Source organism: Vicinamibacterales bacterium (assembly GCA_036012125.1).
Classification (GTDB): Bacteria; Acidobacteriota; Vicinamibacteria; order Vicinamibacterales; family UBA823; genus UBA11600.
Map to the genome: position 1 here is coordinate 25730 of DASCOS010000026.1, position 6346 is coordinate 32075.

Sequence of the window (6346 nt, forward strand, 5' to 3'; positions counted from 1 at the left end):
CAGTTCTGCGAGTGGCCGAATCATCTACCTAGGATGTCGAACACGTTTTTTCATGGGTTACGTCGTGGAGCACTCCATGTTCGGGCTGCAGCGGCAAGCTTAGGGTTAGACGCGCAACCTGGGACGTTGTTCTTAGTAACGGGTGGTGGGGACTGGGTGGTCAAAGAAATTGCCTTGGGGCTTCAACCTTATTTGGCCAAGAGCTTTAATGAAGTTGCAGTAATCGGTCACGTCATGCAACGTCCGTATCTTAGCCGTGCCAACATCCACTGTTTATGTCGACCAGCATTTTTCAAGGGTGGGGGAATTCCTCCGGTTCATTCATCTAACCGTCTTGTCGTCACTTGGCAACATGGTAGCAAGCATGACCGCGAGCCTGAATTCGCGAGTGCGTGCCGACAGTTGGAACGGCACTGGCGAAAAGTCGAACGTTTTATCGTGCCGAACACCACAACACAAAAGCATGTGCTGGAATGCGGGGTTGACCCCCAGATCGTCCATGTCATTCCGAACGGTATCGACGTGCGCCTTTTCCGTCCAGTGGGCAGTCCCGAACAACGCAGAGCGGTTCGTGCCAGTTTGGCCATTCCCCCAGAGGCGTTTGTTGTGGGTTCTTTCCAACGGGACGAGGATGATGCTGGGCGCCCGAAGCTCATCAAGGGCCCTGACATTCTTGCTGAGGCCTTAGCCATAGCGCATCAGAGGGCGCCGGTGCATGCGCTGCTGACCGGACCAAGGCGTCGATTCGTACGGAAAAGGTTAGAGGAACTAGGGGTGCCATACACCTACGCACCGCAGGAGTCTCTCGCCGAGCTAGCGCGCTTGTACCATGCTCTCGACACCTACTGTGTCAGCTCACGGCAGGAGGGCGGACCAGCGACGATACCGGAGAGTATGGTCTCGGGGGTACCGGTGGTTAGCACGCGCGTCGGATTAGCTAGTGACTTGATTGTACACGACAAGAATGGCTTAGTGGCGGACGTCGAAGATGCTGACGGATTAGCAAGGGCCCTTCTCCAGTTGTCGGAAGACCCAGCACTTAGAAAACGCCTCGCGGCTGAAGCGCTAGAAACCGGACGCTCACTGGACTATTCAGTTATCGCGCGACGATACCGCGACGAGGTTTACAACCATGCCTTCGCTTAACTGTTACAACCATCTTCTCGTGGATAACCCTTGCCTGGGGATCAAGGCATTCCGTGCTGCCGAGTAAAATGCGTTCATGTGAGCAAGGAGCGTCGACGACCACCCCATGGCCGAGGGATGTGTCGCGCCCAGTGAAGGTCGCTTTTCTACTTCAAGATTTTACGATGGGCGGCATTTCGCAATGGATATACACCGTCTGCCGAGAACTACACCGTTGTGACCCTGGAGCGTGGGACTTTCACTTTATTGCGACGCACGGCTGGGTGATCCAAGAACGGTTTCAGCAAATCGGGCGGGCGGTGTATTTGGGGAGGCCCAACAAGCGGCCGAACTGGTTTGTCTGGCGACGCGTTACCGCATATTTGCGGCGCCTTGCACCTGACATCGTACAGTTCAGTAATTTGGAGGTCTACCTGGACATCTGCCGCCGTGTGAAACCGCCGGTTGTGATTGACCGCAAAGCCGGGCTGCGTACGTTGGATCGCTATGACTTGCGGGGGGTCGATGCTGTAATCTCTCAGAACCAGCAGGTGTTCGATGCAATTGAAGGGGAAGCGCCGAAAACATTTCTTGCCTATCACGGCGTTGATATAGAGGAGTTGAATGCTGTCATTCCCAACCGGCTAGGGTTTGGGCCTGAGGCATTTATCGTGGGGCAGGTATCGCGCCTCGGAGAAGGACAGAACCACGAACTACTAGTTGATGCCGTCATCACTCTCCGCCGTCGCCATCCTCAGGTCAAGCTAGTGTTGGTTGGGGGTACGACTCCCCAGGCCGGTAGTGTTGACCGATTACCCATCCTGAGAAACTACGCTAGTCCTTTAAGTGATGACGCAGTCATTCTGGGTCCGGTGGACGAGCCATATCCATATATCGCAGGTTTTAATGTTGCTACCTGTACCTCGACGCGAGGATTTACCGAGGGTGCACCCCGTAAGCTCATTGAGCCAATGGCTATGGGAATTCCTTGTGTAACGACGGACAGTGGTGCGACTAGTGAAGTCGTCGAGAACGGCGTAAACGGCTTCGTGGTACCTGATGGTGATCTAGACGGCTTGGTTCGGCGTTTAGAACAGTTGATTGCCGACGCACCGTTGCATCAGACCTTCGCTACTTCTGCACGTGAAACGGTATCTCGCAAGTTCAACATTGTGAACCAGAGCAAGAAGGTTCGATCCATCTACCTAATGCTACTTGCCGAGTCGTCTCGAAGACTAGCCTGATGCAGGAAGTCGGGAAGTAGCAATTGGTTTCAATAGGCTGCGCCTAGCCATGCATCTCAAAGCCTCGGTCATGCTAACGCCATTTCCGAAAAGTTCCGGACCCTATTTATTACCAACTGCAACTGCGCGTGAGGAGTTGACATGAGTTCAGCTTTAACTTGTGAGATAGCTCCTGGGCGGAAAATTGGTGATGGTCGACCTTGCTTCGTAATTGCTGAGATTGGTTCGAATCATAATCAAGATTTTGATTTGGCGAAAAAAACAATTGATGCGGCAGCTGAAGCAGGGGTTGATGCTGTCAAGTTCCAGACCTTTCGTGCCGAGACCCATTACTCGATACACGCCCCGAGTGTTTCCTCTTCTGGAAGCCTTAGCACCTTTGAGCTGGTCAAGAGTCTTGAATTGGATCGATCCTGGCACGCACCACTCAAAAAATACTGCGAAAGCCTCAATCTGATTTTTCTTTCGTCTGCTTGCGACATCGAAGCGATTGATGAGCTTGACGAGCTAGAAATTGCTGCGTTGAAGGTGCCGTCCTGTGAACTCTCTGACTTGGGACTGATCCGGCATATGGCACAAACCGGTCGACCGCTCATTCTCTCGACCGGCCTGGCCGATTGGATGGATATTCAGCGTGCCGTTGATACATGTCGAGACGTCGGAAACAGAAACCTAGTTCTCCTTCAATGCACGTCCCTCTATCCGGCACCGCCACACCTAAGTAATCTAGAGGCGATAAAGGTGATGCGAGATGCGTTCGGAGTACTTACCGGATATTCTGACCACACGGCAGGCGACCACGTTTGCCTAGCTTCGGTGGCATTGGGTGCTTGCGTGGTTGAAAAGCATCTTACCCTAGATAGAAAATTGGTTGGTCCGGACCATCCATTTTCCATGGAACCCACGCAGTTTAAAGAGATGATGCAACGCTTGAGAGATGTCGAGGCTGCTTTGGGGGATGGCACTAAAACCGGTCCGCGTTCCGAAGAACGCGAGGTATTTGAGCAAGGTAGGCGTAGTCTTCATGCGAAGATCCGTATCCCCAAGGGGGCTGTCATCAAACGTGAGATGATCACAGCCAAACGTCCAGGGCTTGGAATTCCCCCCTACCTGATGGATTTGATCATCGGGCGGGTCGCGCGTTCTGATATTGAAGCCGACCAGTGGATTACGTGGACAATGATTTAGCATTAAATCTCGTGATTGGTGCCATGGATTACTAGGCCCTCCATTGCCAATGGTTGGGGGTGCCTATGAGGTGAACAAACAGTTTGGTGCTGGTCGATGCATCACTTTAGTCTTGCTGTTGATTAGATGGTTATCCAAGAGGGATAGAAGGTGAAAAAGCGTAGGGGATTAGATCTTGTACTGGTCCATCCTGGGAACCGGACAAGGATTTATCAGTCATTGGGCCGAGATCTGTCAGCTATTGAGCCACCGTTATGGGCCGGGATGATGGCTACGTTCGTCCGCCGTCACGATTTTTCAGTAGCTATACTCGACGCGGAGGCGGAGGACTTGAGTCCGGAGCAAACTGCCGAACGGATCTCAGAGATGAATCCTGAACTCATCGTTGTGGTCGTGTATGGGCACCAGCCTTCGGCATCCACGCAAAACATGGCTGTCGCTGAGGAGATCTGTACTGCAGTCAAACAGTTGATGCCTGAACATAAGACATTGATGGTGGGTGGTCACGTAGCTGCCTTGCCCGAACGAAGTCTCAGGGAGACGGATGCTACCTTTGTTGCTGGAGGAGAGGGGCCCTACACGATACTGGACCTCCTTGAAGCACTAAAAGCGACTTACCCAGATTACTCAAAGGTTCGGGGTTTGTGGTATCGGGATGGCCAGACAGTGAGGTCGACCCCGCCACCCCCGTTAGTCCAGGATCTGGCACGGGAGATCCCGGTTCCGGCTTGGGACCTCTTAGACATGGTCCAGTACAGGGCTCACAATTGGCATTGTTTTGGAGATCTCCAACGACAACCTTATGCCTCCATCTACACGACTTTGGGATGTCCTTATCATTGCACCTTCTGCTGCATACAATCACCTTTCAAGGCTGGAGAGGGAGTGTTGGGAGTGAAGGAAGACGTCAACACCTATCGCTTTTGGAGTCCCGACTCAGTTCTCGATCAGATCGACCTTCTGGTCAAAAAGTACGGGGTTCGAAATCTACGAATATCCGACGAGATGTTTGTGCTCAATAACAAGCACGTTCACGGAATTTGTGACCGCATCATCGAACGAGATTATGACCTCAACATTTGGGCCTATGCGAGAGTAGATACGATTCGGGGCGACGACACGGTGGAAAAACTAAAGCAGGCCGGAGTTAACTGGCTTGCTCTTGGCATTGAATCGGCAAGTGAGCTGGTTCGCGACGATGTGGACAAGAGTTACAACCAAGACGAGATCTTTAAGAGCGTGGAAAAGGTCCAAGCAGCGGGTATCAACGTATCTGGTAATTATATATTTGGTCTACCCGAAGACGATTTGGAAGCCATGCAAGCCACCCTAGATCTTGCTATGGAATTAAATTGTGATTACGCGAACTTCTATTCTGCGATGGCTTATCCTGGCTCAAGATTGTATGATTTGGCTCTTAAGAACAGTTGGCCACTGCCAGCAAAATGGACTGGATATTCACAGCATGCTGTTGACAGCCTGCCCGCGCCAACCGAACACCTATCTGGACCGGAAGTTCTTAGATTTCGCGACCATGCCTGGCAGGTTTACTTCACTAACCCCAAATATCTAGACATGGTCGGCAGAAAATTTGGCTCGGGGACCGTTCAGCATATTCAAGAGATGGCGACTCACACGTTGGAGAGAAAGCACATTCCTTCAGTAATCTGAAAGCCCATCTACGGATTAGTAACACTAGACAATTCTGAATAGGAGACAGCCATGTTGACATTGGAACGCCGTATTAAATTCTTCAATGTTTTGTGTGCGCGTTTTCCTGGTGTTCGTCTCGATAAGTTGCTGATTTCTTACAAGATACCCGAAGTCCAATTTGAAGAATATAGATTTGCAACGCTTCAGTACATGTCGGCAATGCTTTCGAACCCGGTTCCCATTAGCGATGAAGCTAAATTTCTTCAAACCTTTGAAGGGGAAACCGTTGCGAACATGACTCCTAACGGAAAACTCATGCCAAAGTCTCACTTGGTGCCTGGTTTTAACCGTTGGGTTCAAACAGCGGCAGATATGCTTAAGACACTCAATATTGAAGATTTAATTTCTTCGATACGGATGCCGGTGTTGAGATTTAAGGCTGGAGGCGAAGTATCCGAGGAGCTGATTCAGCGCCCCTTTTCGACCTATAAACGGCATACAGAATCTATGTTTGGTCATCCTAGGAACACACTCTGTTTTCATGCCCCCATCCTGGGAGACGTTGAAGGCAATCACCTCGACTTCTTTTCCTACCCAGAAGATTATAAAGAAGATTCATTTGACCCCGTTGTGAAGGGTTACGACGATTGTAAGGAGCTTACAATAGGATGTTCTAGATCGCCCGTGAAGCCGTTAAGTGGATATCTGTATCTCTTTGATTCAACAAGTGTGCACGCCTCACGAAGGACGAGTTCTGGCGTTGGTTCAAGAGTTTCAATGGAGCTATTTTGTTTATGCAAGACGGTTAATGGGGAATATCGTGAATCTCAACATGAATTAGAAGCAAGACGGTTAATGGGGAAGGATGTGACGCTAACACCGAATGTTTTCTTTGAATTAGGAAGAACCAAAATGTTTATTCCCAAGGATACAATGTCGGGAATGACGGAGCTTGGCTCCCTCGTTGACAAATAATTTTTCCTATTAGCACTTCCGGCCGGTATTAGTAGCTAGTCCTCAAATTTCAGGTCCTGACCGTTCGCGACCTGCAAGTTCAAGAGAAATATCGAGCATGACTGAGTCAACGGTCATTGTTCGGACCGACGCTTCTCTCACAGTCGGAACCGGCCATGTAA

5 protein-coding genes are annotated in these 6346 nt (G+C 50.7%); all 5 read left to right on the plus strand.

The window, feature by feature from the left end; translation table 11 throughout:
* The first annotated feature begins 33 nt into the window (after positions 1 to 33).
* The 5 genes from QGH09_09325 to QGH09_09345 all read left to right on the plus strand — a co-directional run bounded on the left by QGH09_09325 (position 34) and on the right by QGH09_09345 (position 6185).
* Positions 34 to 1146: a glycosyltransferase family 4 protein gene (locus tag QGH09_09325; GenBank protein ID HJO18383.1), complete on the plus strand. Its 1113-nt coding sequence runs from the start codon at positions 34 to 36 to the stop codon at positions 1144 to 1146.
* A 164-nt stretch (positions 1147 to 1310) separates the two neighbouring features.
* Positions 1311 to 2369, plus strand: coding sequence for a glycosyltransferase family 4 protein (locus QGH09_09330; GenBank protein HJO18384.1), 1059 nt, complete (start codon positions 1311 to 1313; stop codon positions 2367 to 2369).
* 141 nt (positions 2370 to 2510) lie between these two features.
* Positions 2511 to 3557, plus strand: a complete 1047-nt coding sequence (locus tag QGH09_09335; GenBank protein ID HJO18385.1) for an N-acetylneuraminate synthase family protein — start codon at positions 2511 to 2513, stop codon at positions 3555 to 3557.
* Positions 3558 to 3707: 150 nt separating this feature from the next.
* Positions 3708 to 5228, plus strand: coding sequence for a radical SAM protein (locus QGH09_09340; protein ID HJO18386.1), 1521 nt, complete (start codon positions 3708 to 3710; stop codon positions 5226 to 5228).
* A 51-nt stretch (positions 5229 to 5279) separates the two neighbouring features.
* The gene (locus QGH09_09345; protein HJO18387.1) at positions 5280 to 6185 is read left to right on the plus strand and encodes a hypothetical protein; all 906 of its coding nucleotides are present in this window, start codon (positions 5280 to 5282) and stop codon (positions 6183 to 6185) included.
* Positions 6186 to 6346 lie beyond the last annotated feature (161 nt).

Excerpts from the sequence above, each read along its gene's own strand:
- QGH09_09325 (HJO18383.1), top strand. The coding sequence starts at position 34 with ATGTCGAACACGTTTTTTCATGGGTTACGTCGTGGAGCACTCCATGTT.
- QGH09_09330 (HJO18384.1), top strand. The coding sequence starts at position 1,311 with ATGGGCGGCATTTCGCAATGGATATACACCGTCTGCCGAGAACTACAC.
- QGH09_09335 (HJO18385.1), top strand. The coding sequence starts at position 2,511 with ATGAGTTCAGCTTTAACTTGTGAGATAGCTCCTGGGCGGAAAATTGGT.
- QGH09_09345 (HJO18387.1), top strand. The coding sequence starts at position 5,280 with ATGTTGACATTGGAACGCCGTATTAAATTCTTCAATGTTTTGTGTGCG.